Origin of the sequence: Streptomyces sp. NPDC058257, assembly GCF_042881845.1 — a bacterium.
Taxonomy (GTDB): domain Bacteria; phylum Actinomycetota; class Actinomycetes; order Streptomycetales; family Streptomycetaceae; genus Streptomyces.
Genome location: NZ_JBHVXJ010000017.1, coordinates 1 through 18773, shown reverse-complemented (window position 1 = coordinate 18773; position 18773 = coordinate 1). Strand labels below are relative to the sequence as shown.

Annotated in this window: 11 protein-coding genes; 3 read left to right on the top strand and 8 right to left on the bottom strand. The window is 70.7% G+C overall.

The genetic code is table 11. The annotated features are described in order from the left end of the window. The first annotated feature begins 144 nt into the window (after positions 1 to 144). Positions 145 to 1443 (top strand): sensor histidine kinase, encoded by a 1299-nt coding sequence (locus ACFVXC_RS31555; protein WP_389912135.1) that lies wholly within the window; start codon positions 145 to 147, stop codon positions 1441 to 1443. Here ACFVXC_RS31555 and ACFVXC_RS31550 read toward each other — a convergent pair. Together ACFVXC_RS31550 and ACFVXC_RS31545 are read right to left on the bottom strand one after the other, a co-directional pair. Continuing rightward, positions 1433 to 2095, bottom strand: a complete 663-nt coding sequence (locus ACFVXC_RS31550) for a response regulator (RefSeq protein ID WP_389912132.1) — start codon at positions 2093 to 2095, stop codon at positions 1433 to 1435. The two genes, ACFVXC_RS31555 and ACFVXC_RS31550, sit on opposite strands and share 11 nt — an antisense overlap. A gap of 153 nt (positions 2096 to 2248) precedes the next feature. Next, on the bottom strand, positions 2249 to 3505 hold the full coding sequence (locus ACFVXC_RS31545; protein ID WP_389912129.1) for a sensor histidine kinase: 1257 nt from the start codon (positions 3503 to 3505) through the stop codon (positions 2249 to 2251). Positions 3506 to 3722: 217 nt separating this feature from the next. On the opposite strand from ACFVXC_RS31545, the gene ACFVXC_RS31540 reads away from it, so the two are divergent. Beyond that, positions 3723 to 3980 (top strand): hypothetical protein, encoded by a 258-nt coding sequence (locus tag ACFVXC_RS31540; protein ID WP_389912126.1) that lies wholly within the window; start codon positions 3723 to 3725, stop codon positions 3978 to 3980. Between the two features lie 175 nt (positions 3981 to 4155). Here ACFVXC_RS31540 and ACFVXC_RS31535 read toward each other — a convergent pair whose 3' ends face one another. Genes ACFVXC_RS31535 through ACFVXC_RS31515 form a run of 5 tightly spaced genes read right to left on the bottom strand, consistent with a single transcriptional unit; the run spans position 4156 to position 9845 of the window. Then, the gene (locus ACFVXC_RS31535; RefSeq protein WP_389912124.1) at positions 4156 to 4905 is read right to left on the bottom strand and encodes a thioesterase II family protein; all 750 of its coding nucleotides are present in this window, start codon (positions 4903 to 4905) and stop codon (positions 4156 to 4158) included. Positions 4906 to 4946: 41 nt separating this feature from the next. Then, the gene (locus tag ACFVXC_RS31530) at positions 4947 to 6065 is read right to left on the bottom strand and encodes an agmatinase family protein (protein WP_389912121.1); all 1119 of its coding nucleotides are present in this window, start codon (positions 6063 to 6065) and stop codon (positions 4947 to 4949) included. A gap of 44 nt (positions 6066 to 6109) precedes the next feature. Further along, complete coding sequence (locus tag ACFVXC_RS31525; RefSeq protein WP_389912118.1) at positions 6110 to 7381, bottom strand: cytochrome P450; 1272 nt, start codon at positions 7379 to 7381, stop codon at positions 6110 to 6112. Then, positions 7381 to 8349, bottom strand: coding sequence for an ACP S-malonyltransferase (locus tag ACFVXC_RS31520; RefSeq protein WP_389912116.1), 969 nt, complete (start codon positions 8347 to 8349; stop codon positions 7381 to 7383). Before ACFVXC_RS31520 ends, ACFVXC_RS31525 begins: the two co-directional genes overlap by 1 nt. Before the next feature lie 59 nt (positions 8350 to 8408). Further along, positions 8409 to 9845: a class I adenylate-forming enzyme family protein gene (locus tag ACFVXC_RS31515; protein ID WP_389912113.1), complete on the bottom strand. Its 1437-nt coding sequence runs from the start codon at positions 9843 to 9845 to the stop codon at positions 8409 to 8411. Between the two features lie 262 nt (positions 9846 to 10107). On the opposite strand from ACFVXC_RS31515, the gene ACFVXC_RS31510 reads away from it, so the two are divergent. Continuing rightward, the gene (locus ACFVXC_RS31510; protein WP_389912110.1) at positions 10108 to 11676 is read left to right on the top strand and encodes an ArnT family glycosyltransferase; all 1569 of its coding nucleotides are present in this window, start codon (positions 10108 to 10110) and stop codon (positions 11674 to 11676) included. A 95-nt stretch (positions 11677 to 11771) separates the two neighbouring features. On the opposite strand, the gene ACFVXC_RS31505 is transcribed toward ACFVXC_RS31510, so the two are convergent. Next, positions 11772 to 18773: SDR family NAD(P)-dependent oxidoreductase (locus ACFVXC_RS31505; RefSeq protein ID WP_389912107.1), on the bottom strand; the 7002-nt coding region annotated here is incomplete at its 5' end.

Genomic DNA, 18773 nt, shown 5'->3' with positions numbered 1-18773 from the left:
GGAGGGCAGACAGAGCGCTTCGTGTGGAGTGGAAGCGACCAAGGTTGCAACCTCGGGGCCGCACTACCCACTTTCGTACGCTTAACGTTGACCAATGGCGCACATATGGACCCTTGGCGCGTGGGCGCCAGTAGGGTGACCGCCGTGAAATGGCCGATTCGATGGTTGGGCCGCAGCGCCGTTCAGGACACCATCCTCGTCGCCGCTCTCATCGTGCTGAACATCTTCGTGGCCGTGTGGAGCGGCTACCCCCGTGAAGACCATCCCCTGTTTGGTCCATGGGCGGGGCTTGGTCTTCAGGTGATGATGGTGTTGGCGCTGGTGGTGCGGCGGGTGTGGCCGCTGACAGTGCTCGGTGTGGCGGCGGCGGCATCAGTGGTGATGACGCTGTCGGCGTGGCTCGCGCCCGGACTCCTGGTGGCATCGGGAGACGGCTCAGGAGTGTGGGTACCCCTGGCGGCGCCCTTCGCCGCCTACTCGGCGGTGGTGTACTCGTCGCGTTCGCGGGTGGCGTGGGTGTTGACGGGGTTGCTGACGTTGGTGGCGACCCGGTTGTGGGAGTTGTCGTTCGCGGTGGCGGCGTCGGGGGTGTTGCTGACGGCGGTGCCGGGGTTGCTGGGGATGTATGTGGGGGCGCGGCGTGGGTTGATCGCGGCGTTGACGGAGCGGGCCGAGCGGGCGGAGCGGGAGCAGTTTCTGCTGGCGGAGCGGGCGCGGGCCGAGGAGCGGGTGCGGTTGGCGGGTGAGATGCACGATGTGGTGACGCATCGGGTGTCGTTGATGGTGTTGCAGGCGGGGGCGTTGCGGGTGTCGTCGTCGGACGAGGTGGTGCGTGCGGAGGCGGAGGTGTTGCGGGCCGCGGGCTGCCAGGCGTTGGAGGAGCTGCGGGATTTGGTGGGGGTGTTGAGGTCCCCGGAGAGCCTGGAGGCGTTGGAGTCGGCGGAGTTGGTGATGCCGAACGCCGGAAGCGCTGTGGGGGTTGAGGGGTTGCGGCTCTCGGTGCTCGTGGAGGAGTCCCGGGCCGTGGGCGTCGATGTGGAGTTCGACGAGGTCGGGGACCGGTCGGTGTGGTCACCGGTGGTGGCGCGTACCGCCTACCGGGTGGTGCAGGAGGCCCTGACGAACGTACGCAAGCACGCGCCGGGCAGCTCGGTACGGGTGGAAGTGCGCTATGAGACGGGACGGGTGCGTCTTCGGGTGGCCAACTCCGCGGCGACGCGGACGCTGGACACGGAGTTGGCGTCCAGCGGTTCGGGAAGTGGCCTGAAGGGGCTGCGGCAACGGGTCGAACTGGTCGGTGGAACCTTCGAGTTCGGGCCGACGGGCAGCGGCTTCCGCATCGAATCCGTACTGCCCGCCTATGTACCCACGACGGAGACGTGGATCCATCCCGAGAAGCCGTCGGGGTCGTCCTCCTCGTCGTCGACCGCGCTCAGCGGGTGACGAGCCCCGCGTCGTAGGCGAGGAGCCCTGCCTGCGTCCTGTTCGTGCACTCCAGCTTGACGAGCATGCGCGAGACATAGCCCTTGACCGTCGCCTCGCTGAGGAACAGCTTCGTGGCGATCTGGGCGTTCGACAGGCCCTCGCCGAGGCAGGTGAGCACGTCCGTCTCGCGCTCCGTGAGCTTGCCGATGAGGTTCTTGGCGCGCTCGCGTGCCGCGTCCTCGTCCGAGGAGGAGGCGACGATGCGGCGCATGGCGACGGGCGAGAGAACCGTGTGCCCGTCGGCGGCGACGCGGACCAGGCCGATGAGGTGCTCGGGGGGCGTGGATTTCACCAGGAATCCACTGGCCCCGCTGCGCAGGGCACGCATCACGTATTGATCGGCGTCGAATGTGGTGAGCGCCACGACCTTCGGTGGCTGATCGAGTTTCATGATGCCTTCGATCGCCGTGAGGCCGTCGACCCCCGGCATCCGCAGATCCATGAGAACGAGATCGGGTCGGTGCCGCACGACGCTCTCCACGGCGGCCGCACCGTCGTGGGCTTCAGCGACGACATCGATATCTTCCGCGGATCCGAGAATCGTTCTCAAATGCGCGCAGACCATGGGCTCGTCATCAACGACCAACACCTTTACGACTTTGCGCCCCATGTCATGCAGTCTACCTAAGACTTGTCCCGCTAATCATCTTCGAGTGAACGTGGGCGAGGTCATATCCGGCTCGGGATCGTCGCAGGGACCTCCGGCAGCCGCACGACCACTACCGACGAGATCCTGGCCAGGTCCGACTTGTCGCGATCAGGGTCATGAGACATCGGTGCGGCGTTCCGCCGGCAGGACGGACTCCACGGAGAAGCCACCGCCGGGGACCGGCCCCGACTCGAAGGTGCCACCGACCAGTTCGACCCGCTGGCACAAACCCTTGAGGCCACTTCCCGAGCCGCTGGACGCCAACTCCGTGTCCACCGAGCCACCGGCTGCCGAGTTCGCCACCCGCAGCCGCACCTCTCCGCTCCCGTGCCGCACTTCCACCCGTACCGAGCTGCCCGGCGCGTGCTTGCGTACGTTCGTCAGGGCCTCCTGCACCACCCGGTACGCGGTACGCGCCACCACCGGTGACCACACCGACCGGTCCCCGACCTCGTCGAACTCGACATCGACGCCCACGGCCCGGGACTCCTCCACGAGCACCGAGAGCCGCAACCCCTCAGCCTCCACACCACCGGCCGCCCCCACAGCGCTTCCGGCGCTCGGCATCACCAACTCCGCCGATTCCAAAGCCTCCAGGCTCTCCGGGGACCTCAACACCCCGACCACGTCTCGCAGCTCCTCCAGCGCCTGGCAGCCCGCGGCCCGCAACACCTCCGCCTCCGCACGCACCACCTCGTCCGACGACGACACCCGCAACGCCCCCGCCTGCAACACCATCAACGACACCCGATGCGTCACCACATCGTGCATCTCACCCGCCAACCGCACCCGCTCCTCGGCCCGCGCCCGCTCCGCCAGCAGAAACTGCTCCCGCTCCGCCCGCTCGGCCCGCTCCGTCAACGCCGCGATCAACCCACGCCGCGCCCCCACATACATCCCCAGCAACCCCGGCACCGCTGTCAGCAACACCCCCGACGCCGCCACCGCGAACGACAACTCCCACAACCGGGTCGCCACCAACGTCAGCAACCCCGTCAACACCCACGCCACCCGCGAACGCGACGAATAGACGGCCGCGCTGTACGTGGCGAACGGCGCCGCGAGCGGCACCCACACGCCCGCTCCGTCGACCGATGTCACCAGGAGTCCGGGAGCGAGCCACACCGAGACGGTCATCGTCACCGAGGCCGCAAGCGCCACGGTCAGGACCATCAGGGGGCGCCTTCGCCGCACCAGCAGGGTCAGCAACACCAGGACCTGCAGGACGAGGCCGGCCCACGGGCCGCAGTCGGGGTGGCCGTCTGTCCGGGATCCGTTCCACACGGCGACGAGGACGTTGAGCAGTACCAGGGCGATGAGGAGCCCCACGTCAAAGGCAGACACCCGCCACGACGAGTTCTTCGTGGACAAGCGCACCCCCGTGCATGTCGGCTCCACGCTGTGCTGTGCTGTGCTGTGGTCGTGCAGAGCTTAGACCGTCTCGCGCCCCCACCGCACCGGGTGCCTTGCACCTCGGGCCGGTGCACGCCAGGTCCACGAGATGCGGAACCGGTACTACCACCCGCTACTTTCGTCGGTACGGGTGCCAACGTTTCCCTCTGCACAGCAGGGTGCCAGGAGCGGTTGAATGATGCATGTTGAAGCGCAAGCTTGGTCACCGGAACAGAACTTATTGAGGAGCGACATGCTGTGGGTCGGCATCGTCCTGGCCGTTCAGGGAATCGGATCATTCCTGACTGAGCGGATCTGGGACACAAAATTCGGTGTCACGGCATTGCTGGGTGACGACGCCCCTTCGTGGGTGAGCCTGGCGATCGGCGTGGTGGGCCTGATCATCCTCGCGTTCAGCGTGAGTTCACGCTCGCGCAAATCGGTGCACAGCTAACGTTGCCCATAATTTCCCGGTGGCCGATTTCCCCCGTAATCGGCCACCGGGTTCATTCTTTTCCAGGGCAGCGGGAAAACACCATTTTTCAGGGAAGCGGGAGAACAACAGTGGGGCGGTCACCCGGAATCGGGTGACCGCCCCACTTGTCGTGCCGCCCCACTTGTCGTGCGGGCTACGCGGCGAGGTGCGCCTTGAGGAGCTGGATGACGGCCGGGGCCTGGTCGGTCAGGTAGAAGTGGCCGCCCGGGAACACCTTCAGGTCGAAGGCGCCCGTGGTGTGCTGCTCCCACGCCCGTGCCTCGTCGAGGCTGGTACGCGGGTCGTCGTCGCCCACCAGGACGGTGACATCGGCGCCGATGCGGGTGCCGGGCTCGGCGCGGTACGTCTCGATGGCGGTGTAGTCGCTGCGGATGGCGGGCAGCACCATGCGCAGCAGCTCCTCGTCGCCCAGGACCCTGGGGTCGGTGCCGCTCAGCTTGCGCATCTCGGCGATGATGCCGTCGTCGTCGCGCTGGTGGACGTTCTCCGGGCGGTGAGTGGAGGGGGCGCGGCGGCCGGAGGCGAAGACGTGCACGGGTCCGCGCCCGTCCTGCTCGAAGCGGCGGGCCACCTCGAAGGCGAGTACGGCTCCCATGCTGTGGCCGAAGAACGTCAGCGGGCGTTCGTCGTCCAGGGCGCGCAGGGCGTCGGCGGCCTGGTCCGCGAGCTCGGTGATGGAGTCGATGCCCTTCTCCGTGTGCCGGTCCTGGCGGCCCGGGTACTGCAGTGCGCTGACGTCCGCCACCTCGCTCAGCGCCTGGGAGACGGGGAAGTAGAAACTGGCCGAGCCGCCCGCGTGAGGGAAGCACACCAGGCGGCGCTCGGCGTCCGGAGCCGGGTGGTAGCCGCGGACCCACAGGTCGGCGGAGGCGACTGTCGTCATGAGGGTGTTCCATCCATGGTCATCAGGGGGCGTACGCCCGGCTAGCCGAGCGGGAAGCGGACTTCACCGGCGACGATCGGGTTCGCGTAGTTCTTGCTGGAGATCTTGATGCGGTTCAGGGCGAGCCCGGTGAGCGCCTCGAAGACGGCGCGACGCGCGTTCATGGCCGTGGAGTAGCCCGCGTCCAGGTGCGGGGCGACCTCGACGACGTCCATGCCGACCAGGTTCGTCTCGTGCGCGATGCGGCGCAGCGCGGGGAAGAGTTCTCGGGTGGTCAGGCCCGCGGGTTCCGGGGTCCCGGTGCCGGGCGCGAAGGCCGGGTCGAGGACGTCGATGTCCAGCGAGAGGTAGACGTGGTCGGCGACGGCGCGGGCTTCCTCGATGACCTTGTCGATCACGGCGGGGAAGCCGATGCGTTCGATCTCGGCCATGAAGTGGGAGCGCATTCCGGCCCGTCGCATCCAGTTGAAGAGCTGGTCGTCGGGGCCCGAGATGGTGCGGATGCCGACCTGGATGATGTTGGGGCCCGGCACCATCTCCTCGTCGATCAGTCTGCGGATCGGCGTGGTGTGGGTGGCACGGTGCCCGAACAGCTCTTCGTGGCAGTCCGGGTGGGCGTCGAAGTGGATGACGGCGATCGAGCCGCGGCCGTGCACTTCGGTGAGGGCGCCGACGCTGGGCCAGAGCAGCGAGTGGTCGCCGCCGAGCACGACGGGCTTGGCGCCCACTTCGGCGATCTCCCGGACGAGCCCGCGGATGGGCTCCATGGACCGGGTGATGTCGAAGGGGTCGACGGCCGCGTCCCCGTAGTCGACGACCTTGAGGACGTTGAACGGGTTGACGCGGGTCGCGGAGTGCACGAAGCCCTCGGGGGTGCTGTACAGGTACCTCTCGTCCGCGCGGATCGCGCGCGGCCCGTAGGCGGCGCCGCGGTGCCCGCTGGAGACGTCGACCGGGCAGCCGACGACGGCGACGTCGACGCCTCCGGCCCGCAGGTCCTCCTGGTTCAGGGCCAGGGGGACGCCCATGAAGGTGGGCACGCCCGAGTAGGACGGCTGCACGTAGTAGCGGCGCAGGTCGATCGGGCCGGGTTCGCGCCGGGGGAAGGTGGAGCGATCGACCTCCCGCCGCCAGGCCTCGGACTCGGGTGTCTCGCTCATCTCTCTCCTCGGATACAGGGGTCGTACGCGGTCGTACGGGAAGGTCAGCGGGGCTTCGCGGTGACCGGCAGGCGGACGCAGCCGCTGATGACGGGCGAGCTGCGGCGCGCCACCGGCCCCGCCACGTGCAGGTCGGGAAGTCGGTCCACGAGGACGCGGAGCGCCGTCTCGCCCTCCATGCGGGCCAGCGGGGCGCCGATGCAGTAGTGCATGCCGCCGGAGAACGAGAGGTGTTCGGCGGGGTCCTCGCGGGTCAGGTCGAAGCGGTCCGGGTCGGTGTACACCTCGGGGTCGCGGTTGGCGGAGCCGATGAGGACGACCACGGAGCTGTCGGCCTTGATGTGGTGGCCGTGCAGGGCGGTGTCCTCGTGCGGGACGCGCTGTGCCTGCAGGGCGGGCGAGTCGTAGCGCAGGGTCTCCTCGACCGCGCGCGGCGCGAGGTCCGGGTCGTCGCGCAGAAGGTCCCACTGGGCGCGGTCACCGGTCATGGCGAGGACCGCGTTGCCGATGAGGTTGGTGGTGGTCTCGAAGCCGGTGACGGCGAGCACGGTGCAGAACGCGAGGAGTTCCTCGGTGGTGAGCTTGCCTTCGCCCTCGGCCGCGGTGAGCCGGCTGATGAGGTCGTCGCCGGGCTCCCGGTTGCGCAGTGCGATCAGCTCGGTGAAGACCTGGTCGAGGTCGTCGACGGCAGACCTGAACTCCCGCGCCATCTTGAGGGACTTGACGCCGTCGATGACGGGCCCGACCTTCCGTCCGGCGTGGATGAACCGGTCGTGGTACTCCTCCGGGACGCCGAGCAGCTCACCGATGACGAGGAGCGGCAGCGGGCCCGCGAAGTCCTCGATGAGGTCGAAGCCGTCGGAGGCGGCGGCCTTGTCGAGCAGGCTGTGGCAGAGCTTCTCCACCGAGATCCGGTACTTGCTGATCATCTTCGGCCCGAAGGCGGGCTGCGCGAGGCGGCGCAGGCGGGTGTGGTCGGGCGGGTCGAGGCCGAGGATGGAGCTGTCCCAGGGGATCTCGTCCATCAGCTCGTGGCCGGGCACGCCGCCCTGCCGACGGTTGAGGAACAGCGAGCGGTCCCGCAGGATACGGCTGCCGAGCTCGTGGCTGCCGGTGACCCAGGTGCCGAGGTGGCTGCGGTGCAGGGGGCCGCGCTTCCGTACCGCCGCATACAGCGGGTACGGGTCCTGCTGCCCTTGTAGGAGCCGCGTGAACGGGTCACCGAAGAGACCGAAGGCGTGCAGGAAGGCGCGGGTCGCGCCAAGTTTGGCGCTGAACTTCAGGCCGGCCGTCCTGCTGTCCATCAGCGTGGCCATCACTGCTCCTTGCGAGAGGCGGTCCTGGCGGGCCTGAGCGCCTGCTGCGGCCCCAGCGCCACGACCTCGAAGCTGCGGGTGGTCGAGTCCAGTCGGTGGATGAGCCGGTCGGGCCCGGTGACATGGACGGTGCCCACCCCCCGCGCCCGCAGCGTCTCGACGACGGAGGGCCAGCGGACCGGGTGGTCGAAGGTGGTGAGAAGCATGGCGCGCAGCTGCTCGGCGGTGGTCACCAGGGAGCCGTCGTGGTCGGCGACGACCGGCAGTTCGGGGGCGCCGATCTCGAACCCGGCGAGCACCTTCTCCTCCGCTCGCGCGCGCAGGTCGGTGAGGACGCGGCAGTGCGCGGGCGGCTTCATCGAGTAGAGCGAGTAGCCGCCGATCGCGCTGATGCGCCGCTGGAAGGACTCGAGCACCGGCTCCCGGAGCGTGATCATCCACATGCCCTCGTCGAGGTAGCCGGAGACCTCGTGGAACTCACCGCGCTCGGTGAGCTCCACGAGGATCTCGCTGAGCGCCTCTTCGGGTACGCGGGTGATGGTGAGCGTCACCAGTTCCTGATGCTGCTCCTCGAAGAACTCCCTTTCGCAACTGGCGAGTTCGGCGGTGAGGCGGACGGCTTCGGCGAACGGCAGGGCGCCGCTGAAGGCCGTGGCGGCCTTCTGGCCGAAGCTGAAGCCGACGCAGTAGTCCGGGTCGAGACCCTGGGTCTCGCGGGCCCGGTCGGCCAGTGAGAGGGAGTTGACGAAGAACGCGATCTGCGCGAACACACCGAAGTCGTCGCCTTCCGCACGGAATCCGTCGAGGACCGAGCGGCCGAGCGCCTCGTCGGCCTCGACGAGGCGCTTGCGGACGAAGGGGTCGATCATCATGAACTTGCCCACGTCGGTGAAGCGCGCGGGCCCCATGCCCGGAAACACCACGGCACTGCGGGTCGGCTCGTTCGGATCGGTCGGCTCGGTCGTCATCGGGGTCCTCACGGGTACCTGCGTGCTGGGTCGAAGCTGATGCGAAGTGGAGTGAACGCTCACGCGGACGCGGCGAGTTCGGGCTCGGTGCGCTCCGCGGCGCGCTGTTCGAGGGCTCGCCGGTCCGGCTTGCCGTTGCGGTTCAGGGGAAAACTGTCGATGACGACGATCCGGTTGGGGTGCTCGTAGGTGGGCAGTGCGTCCTTGATGAGGGCGCGCCAGTGGGCGGTGGGCCGGTCGGCGGGGTCCTCGACGAAGAAGACGAGCTCGGCGCCGCGCGCCTCGTCGGGCAACGCGATCACCTTGGTGGCGCAGCCCGCGGCGGCGACCTTCCGCTCGATGATCTCCGGGTAGAGGGTGTAGCCCATGCGGTGCACGGCGAGCTTGCGGCCCGCGACGAAGAGGTTGCCGTCCGCGTCGAGGTGACCGAGGTCCCCGGTGCGGTACCAACCCTGCTCGACGGGGGCGATGGTGCCGTCCTCCGCGAGGTAACCGGCCATCATGTCGGGGGTGTTGACGAGTATCTCGCCCAGCTCTCCGGCCGGGAGCCGGTTGCCGTCGTCGTCGCAGACGAGCAGTTGGAGGCCGTCCATGACACGGCCGCACGCGACCGGGTCGTCGATGGTGGCGAAGGCGATGTTGCCGAGCTCCGTGCTGCCGTAGCTGTCGAGCAGCGGGTGGCCGAGGAAGTCGCCGTACTGGTCGGACAGGGCCGGGTCGAGAGGGGCGGCGCCGCTGCAGAACATGCGGACACCACCGAGGGCGGCGGCCACCTCAGCCTTGCGGCGGGCGAGGTTGAGGATGCTGCGATAGGTGGCGGGCGTCGCGTCGATGACGGTCACGCCGCACTGGCGGCCCATGAGGACGGCGCGGTCGAGCCGCCGATAGGGCGCCACGATGAGGGAGGACTTGGCGAGCCAGGCGATCAGGACCATCGACAGGCCGTACTGGTGCGCGAAGGGCAGCAGTGGCAGGAGCACGTCGTCGGGGCCGTGGCCCATGTGTGCGGCGTTGCGGCGCAGGTTCTCCAGGAAGCGGCCGCCGTTCTTGACGACTCCCTTGGGGGTGCCGGTCGAACCGGAGGACCACATGATCAGTCCGTCCGGGAGCGCGCACCACGCGGTGAAGTCGAGGGCCTGCTCGGTGGGGACGAGGCCCGCGGCCTCGACGAGCAGCTTGTACAGATAGACGGCCTCGTCCTGATCGGCGGGCACGGGCGCGTCGTCGTCGTACAGACAGAGGCGCGCGCGGGTGCGCCCGACGATGCGGGCCGTCTCCTTCGCGTGCTCCTGCTGGTCGACGAGGACGATCGAGGCGCCGACGTGCATCAGCGCGAAGAACGCGTTCAGCCACGCTGCCGAATTGCCGGCCTTGAGAAGTACCCGGTCTCCCGGGCGGATGCCTTCAGCCCGCAGAACCATCGCGACCCGCAATGTGTCCTGTTCAAATTCAGCGAAGGTCCGCGCCGAATCCCCCGTGAAGATTCTCGGTGTCATCGGAGCCGCCCCCTTTCCCGGTTCAGAGAATCAGCAGGCACGAAAATGTCGAGCACCGCAAAGCTATTCGCCGCTAGCTTCGAACAGAACCCCTATCTATCCCCTAGCGCCCCTGAGCTGCCCAATTACCGCCCTGCTGCATGGACTTGACCCCCACCCCAGGCACTACCTTCGAGCCTGTACCGGTCTACGTAACCGCGGAGGTTCTGGTGAATTCCACACACCGGCAGGCCCGCCGCCTTTCCCCCGCAGGACGGCGGATATGACGGCGCATACAGAAATAGACGAAGTGCAGGGCGCAGCGCAATCCACGGCGCGCACCGAAAAATCCACGACGGCGCCCCCGGAGCAGGACTCCACCGGCCTGTCCCCCTTCGCCGGACGCTGGGCCGGCGCGGTCGCCGGCGCGTCCGGCCTCGCGCTGCTGCTGGTCAGCACGCGGTACGGATTCCAGGGCGACGAGCTCTACTTCCTCGGCGCGGGGCAGCACCTCAGCTGGGGGTACGCCGACCAGCCGGTGCTGCTTCCGCTGCTCGCCCGTGCCATCGACGCGATCTCTGGCGGCTCGCTCTTCGCACTGCGGCTGCTGCCCGCGCTGCTCACCGTGGCGGGCGTCCTCGTCGCGGCCCTCACCGCCCGCGAGTTCGGCGGCCGACGGCGCGCACAGCTCCTGACGGCCGCCGCCTACGGCTTCGCCCCGGCCGTTCTGATCAGCGGGCACGCGCTGTCCACGATGGCCGTCGACCTGTTCCTGTGGACGGTGGTGAACTGGCTGCTCATCCGCTGGGTGCGGTCCCGCGACGACCGGCTGCTGCTGTGGGCGGGCCTGGTCACGGCCGTCGCGCTGCAGGGCAAGTACCTCATCGTCGGGTACTGGATCGTGCTCGCCGTGGCCCTGTTCGCCGCGGGACCGCGTGAGCTGCTGCGGCGCAGGACGCTGTGGATCGGCGCGGCCGTCGCCGTCGTCACGTCGGTGCCGGGCCTCATCTGGCAGGCCCAGAACGGCTGGCCGCAGCTGGAGATGCGTTCGGTCCTGGACGCCGAGGGAATCCTCGGTGGCCGCGCAGGCTTCCTGCCGTATCTGATCGTGCTGTCCGGCGGTGTCTTCACCGTCGTCCTCGTCTACGGCCTGATCCGTCTCCTGCGCTCCCCCGACTTCGCGCCCTACCGCTTCCTCGCGTGGACGTTCCTCGGTCTGACCGCGCTGTTCCTCGTCACCGGGGGCCGGCCCGCCTACGTGGTGGGCGTGTTCGCTCCGCTGTGGGCGGCGGGCACGGTGGCCCTCGAAGGCGGGGGCGGCAGGCGCTGGTGGCGGTGGCTCGCCTCCTGGCCGGCGTTCGGCGTGACCGCGCTGGTGACGCTCGCCCTCTCGCTGCCCGTCTATCCCGTCTCCCAGGTGACGAAGACCGAGCAGCCCGAGAACAACCCGCTCTCCGCAGAGACGCTGCGCTGGCCGCACCTGATCGACGCCGTCGAGAAGGCGTACGACGACCTGCCCGCCGACGAGCGGAAGCGGGCCGTCGTCGTCACGCAGTACTACGAGGAGGCGGGCGCCGTCGACTACTTCGGCGCCGACCGTGGCCTGCCGTCCGCGTACAGCGGCCACCGCGGCTACTGGTACCTCGGAGCGCCGCCGGATTCCTCGGGGCCCGTCCTGTACGTGGGTTCGGACGTCGCGAAGCTCAAGCCGTACTTCTCGCGGATCCACAAGGCCGCGACCGTCGCGGGCGGCGAGGGCGAGAGCTACGTCGACGGCGTGCCGGTGTGGGTCCTGGACGGCCGGCGGGAGCCCTGGTCGAAGATCTGGCCCGGCTACGGGCACCTCTCCTGACCCTTTCCGACCTCATGACGAAGGCCCGCCCCCACTGTGGGGGCGGGCCTTCGTCATGAGCGGGCAGTCACGGGCAGGCCCTCACGGGCGGCCGGTCAGAGCCGGTCCAGCCACTCCTCCACGGCCCGCGCGGTGCTCCGTGAGTGCTCCTCCATGACCGTGAAGTGGTTGCCGGGCACGTCGATCGCGGTGTGCTCCAGCTTCCAGGAGGGCCGCCAGTCGTACTCCTGCGTCCACTCCATGATCGGCTCACCGGCCCGCACCAGGAGCGTCGGCGCCTTCAGGGGTTCCGGCAGCAGACCGAGGAACATGTAACGGGCCATGGCGGTGACCCAGGCATCGCCCCAGTCGTTGTCCGCCGCGCCCGGCACGCTGTCGTAGCGGTCGCTCAGCTGCTGGCCCATCGCGGCGGCCATGTCGCCGAGGGCCGCCTCGTCCACGTACGTGTCGACGAGGACCACACCGGCCGGTCCCGCGCCCCGGCTCTCCAGCTCACGCGCCACGGCGTGCGCGACGAGCCCGCCCGACGAGTGCCCGGCGAGCACGTACGGCTTGCCGCCCGCCTCGCGCTCCACGGTGTCCGCGTGCAGCCGCACGAGAGTTTCCTTGTCGGCGGGCAGCAACTCCCCTTCCAGGAAGCCCGGGTGGGTGATGACGCTGACGTCCCTCCGGTCCCGGAAGTACGTGCCGAAGCGTGCGTAGTCGTACGCGCTGGAGCGGCCGATGTACGAGGTGAACAGGACCACTCCGACCGGCTCAGGCCCCCGGGACAGCGGGAACGAGGCGCGGGGCTCGGCGAGTTCGGACTCATCGGTGAACGAGGACCTGAACCGCTCCATCGTCCGAAGGACCGGGATCAGGTCGTCGGCGCGACCCTGCCGGGCCGCTTCGTCGTACAGCTCGGCGAGGCCGGTGGCGGGCCGGGGGGCCGCAGGAGCGGCGGGCGCCTGTTGGGTGGCCGGGGCCGTCTCCGGCTGCCCGGTCCGCTCTCCTTGCTGTGCGTCGCTCCGGGACTCGCCTTGTACGGGCGCCGCCTCCACCGGCTGCTCTCCCAGCTGCTCCGCGAGCCGCTCTGCGAGGGCCCTCGGGGTGCGGTTCTGGAAGACGAGGGTCGCGGGCAGGCGCAGGCCCGTTGCGGCCATGAGGCGGTTGCGCAGCTCGACGCCGGTGAGGGAGTCGAAGCCGATCTCCAGGAAGCCGCGCTCGTCCTCGATGTGCTCCGCCGATTCGAGGCCGAGTACCGCCGCGGCCTCCTCCCGCACCAACGCGGCCAGGACGCGCGGCCGTTCGGCCGCTTCCGTCGCGGCCAGGCGACGGCGCAGGGCCCCGGCTCCAGCGACCGCGGGCGCCGCGCCCACGGCGGTGCGCCGGCCCGTGACCCGCACCAGCCGCCGCAGCAGCGGCGGCACCCCCGACCGCGCGCCCGCCCGGAGCGCCGCCAGATCCAGGCGTATGGGAAGGACCTGCGCGAGCCCGGACGTGCGGCCCGCGTCGAAGAGCGCGAGTCCCTCCGCCGAGGTCAGCGGCACGACTCCGCCGCGTGATATCCGGCCGCGCTGCGTCGCGTCCAGGTGCCCGGTCATCTCGCTGCTCTGGGCCCACAGGCCGCTGGCGAGCGCGGTGGCCGGGACTCCCTCGGCGCGCAGGCGGTGCGCGAACGCGTCGAGGAAGGCGTTGGCCGCCGCGTAGTTGCCCTGTCCCGGGCCGCCGAAGGTGGCGGCAGCCGAGGAGAACAGTACGAAGTCCGCGAGGTTCTCCCCCTCGGTCAGCTCGGCGAGGTTGAGGGCGGCGTCCAGCTTGGGGCGCAGTACCCCGTCGATGCGCTCCGGCGTGAGGGAACCGATCATCCCGTCGTCGAGGACCCCTGCGGTGTGCACGACCGCGGTGAGCGGGTGCGCGTCCGGGACCGTGCCGAGAGCGGCGGCGAGCGCATCACGGTCCGCCGCGTCGCAGGCCGCCAGCCGCACCTCGGCACCCAGGGATTCGAGCGCGGCGACGAGCTCCGCGGCGCCGGGCGCGTCCGGGCCGCGCCTGCTGGTGAGCAACAGGTACCGGACACCGTGCTCGGCCACCAGATGCCGGGCGACGAGGGCGCCGAGGGTGCCGGTGGCGCCGGTGATCAGGACGGTGCCTTCGGGGTCGAGGGGCGTGGCGGCCACCGTGCCCGGGGCGGCCGTCGCATCCGGGGAAGCCGTCGCGTTCGCAGCGGGCGCCGCGACCAGGCGGGGTGCGTACAGTTCGCCGCCCCGTACCGCCAGCTGCGGCTCCTCCAGCGCGAGTCCGGCGGACAAGAGCCTGCCCGCGGCCTCCGCGTCGGCGCCGGAGCAGTCATCGAGGTCGACGAGGACGAACCCGGGGCCGCCGGGGTTCTCCGACTGCGCCGAGCGTGTCAGGCCCCACAGCGCGGCGTGCGCGAGGTCCCGCACGTCGCCGCCGTCGACGGACACCGCGCCCCGGGTCACCAGGACGAGGCGGGACTCGGCGAGGCGCTCGTCGTCGAGCCACGTCTGGATCAGACCGAGAGCACGGTGCAGCCCTGCGCGTGCCGTGTCCGCGACGTCCGCGTCGGGGCCGGGGTCGAACGCGACGAGGACCGTCCCGGGCACGGGCGCGCCCGCGTCGAGCGCCGCACGCAGCGCCGCCGGGTCCGCGTAGCTGTCCACGGCCGCGCCCGCACCTGATGCGGCGAGTCGCGCGGCCAGCTTCAGTCCGTCGGGGCCGACCGCCGCCCACGAGAGCGCGGTCGGCGCGGCCGGGGTCCGCAGGGCTGTCCACTCGACGCGGAACAGCGCGTCGTGATGGCCCGCTCCGGACGCCGCGCGCAGCTGCCCGGTGTCGACCGGACGCAGTTCGAGGGAGTCCGCCCGGGCCACGGGGGCTCCGGTGTCGTCGGCGAGCAGCAGTTCCACACCGCCGCCGGTCGCGGAGCGCGTGACGCGGACCCGCAGCGTCGTGGCGCCTTCCGCGTGCAGCGAGACGCCGCTCCAGGCGAACGGCAGGCGCACCCCGTCGGCGTCGTCGAAGGGCGCGAGGGCCACGGCGTGCAGGGCCGCGTCGAGGAGCGCGGGGTGCAGGCCGTACGCCTGGGCGTCGCGGTGTTCGGACTCGGGAAGGTGGATCTCGGCGTAGACGGTCGGATCCGTCGCGCCCGCGCCTCCCGTGGCGCCCCGCCAGGCGGCGCGCAGCCCCTGGAAGGCAGGTCCGTAGCCGAGCCCGGCCTCCGCGAGCCGGTCGTAGAACCCTTCGACGTCCAGGGCTTCGGCCCCCGCGGGCGGCCAGACGGTCAGGTCGTCGGAAGCGTCGGACACGTCCGACGCACCGAGGGTGCCGCTCGCGTGCCGGGTCCAGACGCCGCCGGTGGCGCCCGCCGTGCGCGAGGACACGGTCACCGGTCGGCGCCCCGAGTCGTCCGGGGCACCGAGCCAGACCTGAAGGGTCACGGCCGCTTCGCCGGCCACGACCAGCGGTGCCTCCAAGGCGAGTTCCTCGACGAGACCACAGCCGACCTCGTCCCCGGCCCGCAGCGCGAGCTCCAGGAAGGCGGTTCCGGGCAGCAGCACCGTGTCGGCCACCGCGTGGTCGGCCAGCCACGGCTGCGTACGGAGGGAGAGCCGCCCCGTGAGGACGTGCTCGTCCGAGTCGGCGAGCTCCACGGACGCGCCGAGCAGCGGGTGACCCGCCGCCTCGATCCCGGCCGACGCGACGTCCCCGACGCCGGGGGCGGCCGCTTGTGGCCAGTAGCGCTGGCGCTGGAAGGCGTAGGTGGGCAGGTCGACGGTGCGGGCCCGGTCCCCGGGCAGGGTCTCGGGGTAGAGGTTCGTCCAGTTCAGCTCGGCGCCGTTGACGTGGGCCTCGGCGATCGACTGCGCGAGACGGTGGGCGCCGCCTTCGTCGCGGCGCAGGGAGCCGAGGGTGACGGCGGTGGACTGGTCGGTGTCGTCGATGGTGGCCTGCACCGGGACGGTGAGGACGGGGTGCGGGCTCATCTCAAGGAACAGGTTGTGGCCGTCGGCGAGGAGGCCGCGCGTTGCCTGCTCGAACAGGACCGTCTGACGGAGGTTGCGGTACCAATAGCCGCCGTCCATCGGGGTGTCGGCGTGCTCAAGCCAGTCGCCGGTCAGGGTCGAGAAGACCGGAACCTGCGGCGCCTGGGGGGCCACCGGGGCGAGTGCCTCCGCCAAGTGGCTCTCGATCGCCTCGACGTACGCGGAGTGCGAGGCGTAGTCCACCGGGATCGTACGGGCACGGATCTCGCGCTGCTCACAGTGTGCGACGAGCTCGCGCAGGGCCTCGGGCTCACCGGACACCACCACCTGGGAAGGACCGTTGGCGGCGGCGACGGAGATGCGATCGCCCCACTCCGCCAGGATCTCCCTGGTCTCGTCCTCGGGCAGCACGAGGGAGACCATTCCGCCCTTGCCCGACAGCTCCAGGATCGCCTGGCTACGCAGGGCGACCACGCGGGCGGCATCCTCCAGGGAGAGAGCACCCGCCACACAGGCGGCGGCGATCTCACCCTGACTGTGACCCACCACAGCAGCGGGCTCCACACCCGCCGCACGCCACACAGCGGCCAGCGACACCATCACCGCGAACAGAACCGGCTGGACGACATCGACACGATCGAAGTGGTCGCCGTTCAGCTCCTCGATCAGATCCCAGTCCACGAACTCCGACAGCGCCTCGCCGCACTCCCGCATCCGCCCGGCGAACACCGGGGAGGACTCCAGGAGTTCAACGGCCATCCCGGCCCACTGCGAACCCTGCCCGGGGAACACGAACACCGGACGGGTCACGCCGGTGCCCGTGCGGCCCTCGATCGCGCCGGGGGCGTTCGTGTCGCCCTGAGCGAGCCGGTCGAGAGCGGCGAGCAGCTCATCGCGGTCCGCGCCGAGGGCGACGCCCCGGTGCTCGAACCGCGACCGGGTCATGGCGAGGGACCGGGCCACGGCGGTGAGGTCCGCCTCCTCGCGTTCCAGGAGGTGTGCACGCAACAGGGCGGCCTGGCCTCGTACGGCGTCCGGGGTCCGCCCGGACAGTACGAGCGGCACCGTCCCCGCCACCACCTGCGGCCCGGCGGGCTGAGCGGGCACGGCATCCGGCCCCCGCACCTCCAGGGCCTGACCTTCCAGGGCCTGACCTTCCGGGGCCTGCTCCACGATCACGTGTGCGTTCGTGCCGCTGATGCCGAAGGACGAGACCGCCGCGCGGCGCGGGGCTCCGTCGCGTTCCGGCCAGGCGCGGTTGCCGGTGAGGAGCTCGACGCCACCGGCCGACCAGTCGACCTCGGGTGTCGGCGCGTCCACGTTGAGGGTCTGCGGCAGCACGCCGTGCCGCATCGCCATCACCATCTTGATGACGCCTGCGACACCGGCGGCGGCCTGCGTGTGGGAGATGTTCGACTTCAACGAACCGAGCCACAGCGGCTGTTCGGCCGGGCGGTCCTTGCCGTACGTCGCGATGAGGGCCTGTGCCTCGATCGGGTCGCCCAGCATGGTGCCGGTGCCGTGCGCCTCCACCGCGTCGACGTCCCGCGTCGCCAGCTGTGCGTCGGCGAGGGCCGCCTGGATGACGCGCTGCTGGGAGGGGCCGTTGGGGGCGGTGAGGCCGTTGCTCGCGCCGTCCTGGTTGATGGCCGAACCGCGTACGACCGCGAGGACCTGATGCCCCTTGCGGCGCGCATCCGACAGCCGCTCCAGGACGAGCATGCCGACGCCCTCGCCCCAGCCGGTGCCGTTGGCGGCGGCGGCGAACGACTTGCAGCGGCCGTCGGGGGCGAGGCCGCGCTGGCGGCTGAACTCCGCGAAGGAGGTGGGCGTCGGCATGATGGCCGCTCCGCCCGCGAGGGCCATCGTGCACTCGCCCTGGCGCAGCGCACGTACCGCCAGGTGCAGCGCGACGAGGGAGGACGAGCAGGCCGTGTCGACGGTGACCGCCGGGCCCTCAAGACCGAAGGAGTACGAGAGGCGGCCCGAAGCGACGCTCGCCGCGTCCCCGGTCATGACGTAGCCCTCGACGCCCTCGGCGCCGTTCAGGGTCGCCGAGTAGCCCTGCGACGACATACCCACGAACACTCCGGTCGCACTGCCGCGCAGCGTTGCCGGAACGATCCCGGCGCGCTCGAAGGCCTCCCAGGAGGTCTCAAGGAGGAGCCGCTGCTGCGGGTCCATGGCGAGCGCCTCACGCGGGTTGATGCCGAAGAACGCCGGATCGAACTGATCGGCGTCGTGCAGGAAGGCGCCGGTCGTGATGTACGCGGGCCCCTCGTCGCCCTGGAGGTCGGCAGGGGCGTCGATGTCCCAGTTCCTGTTGGTGGGGAAGCCGGAGAGGCCGTCCTCACCGAACGAGACCATGTGCCACAGGTCCTCGGGGGTCCGCACGCCTCCGGGGTAGCGGCAGCTCATGGCGACGACGGCGATGGGCTCGTCGTCGGTACGCGCGCCGGTGCGGGAGGCGTCCGGGGCCGCGCTCGACGAGGCGCTCTCCGGGAGCGTCCCGATGAGCTCCGTCTCCAGGTGCCCGGCGAGGGCCACGGGGGTCGGGTAGTCGAAGATGAGGCTGGCGGGCAGGCGGAGCCCGGTGACCGTGTTGAGGCGGTTGCGCAGCTCGACGGCGGTGAGCGAGTCGAAGCCCAGTTCCTTGAACGCCTTGGTGGCGTCGACCGAATCGGGCGAGGGATAGCCGAGCACGGCGGCGATGTCGGCGCGTACGAGGTCGACCAGCGCCTGCCCACGCTCACCGGCATCGAGAGCGGCGAGGCGCTCCGCGAGGGACCGCTCCCCCTGGCCGCCGGAGGGTGCCGCGGCCGCCGTGCTCGCCGCCTTGCGTACGGAGCCTCGGACGAGGGTGCGGAAGAGGTGGGGAACCTCGCCGCCCGCGAACTGCGCCCGCAGGACCTCAGGATCCAGCTTCATCGGCACCAACGCACCATCCGGCGCCACCAACGCCGCATCCAGCAACGCAAGCCCCTGCGAAGCCGACAGCGCGGACACACCCGCCCGGCTCATCCGGCCAATATCACCCTCACCCAACGCACCAGCCATACCCCCCTGCTCCGACGCCCACAAACCCCACGCCAACGACGTCCCAGCAAGACC

Bases quoted from the DNA above. Each gene is read 5' to 3' on its own strand.
- ACFVXC_RS31550 (WP_389912132.1), bottom strand. From the start codon at position 2,095: ATGGGGCGCAAAGTCGTAAAGGTGTTGGTCGTTGATGACGAGCCCATG.
- ACFVXC_RS31510 (WP_389912110.1), top strand. From the start codon at position 10,108: ATGACGGCGCATACAGAAATAGACGAAGTGCAGGGCGCAGCGCAATCC.
- ACFVXC_RS31520 (WP_389912116.1), bottom strand. From the start codon at position 8,349: ATGACGACCGAGCCGACCGATCCGAACGAGCCGACCCGCAGTGCCGTG.
- ACFVXC_RS31515 (WP_389912113.1), bottom strand. From the start codon at position 9,845: ATGACACCGAGAATCTTCACGGGGGATTCGGCGCGGACCTTCGCTGAA.
- ACFVXC_RS31540 (WP_389912126.1), top strand. From the start codon at position 3,723: ATGATGCATGTTGAAGCGCAAGCTTGGTCACCGGAACAGAACTTATTG.
- ACFVXC_RS31535 (WP_389912124.1), bottom strand. From the start codon at position 4,905: ATGACGACAGTCGCCTCCGCCGACCTGTGGGTCCGCGGCTACCACCCG.
- ACFVXC_RS31530 (WP_389912121.1), bottom strand. From the start codon at position 6,065: ATGAGCGAGACACCCGAGTCCGAGGCCTGGCGGCGGGAGGTCGATCGC.
- ACFVXC_RS31525 (WP_389912118.1), bottom strand. From the start codon at position 7,381: ATGGCCACGCTGATGGACAGCAGGACGGCCGGCCTGAAGTTCAGCGCC.